At 60.7% G+C, this 336-nt stretch carries 1 tRNA gene; it reads left to right on the forward strand.

Annotated features, from left to right (window positions below):
- Positions 1–27: 27 nt before the first annotated feature.
- Positions 28–114 (forward strand) — tRNA-Leu (locus OR16_RS39145).
- Positions 115–336: the final 222 nt, after the last annotated feature.

Genomic DNA, 336 nt, shown 5'->3' on the forward strand with positions numbered 1-336 from the left:
CAGCGCTGCAGCAAAGCAGCAAACGAAGCCCAGATGGCGAAATTGGTAGACGCACTAGGTTCAGGTCCTAGCGGTGGCAACACTGTGGAGGTTCGAGTCCTCTTCTGGGCACCAAGACTCGATGAAAAAGGCCGCTGCTTATGCAGCGGCCTTTTTCTTTTGTGCCGCGCTTTCATGCCGTTGCTACTCGCGCGGCATCCGGGCCGCTTTCAGCGGCACATTTCAGCACTGGGCCACCCAGGGCGGCCCAAGCATGCTGGGCCGTCCTATGCCTCGTCGTCCTTGCGTGCTGGCGGCATTGGCCGGAAGGGGAATAGCTGCTGGCGTACGAAGCCG

Origin of the sequence: Cupriavidus basilensis OR16, assembly GCF_000243095.1 — a bacterium.
GTDB classification, from domain to species: domain Bacteria; phylum Pseudomonadota; class Gammaproteobacteria; order Burkholderiales; family Burkholderiaceae; genus Cupriavidus; species Cupriavidus basilensis_D.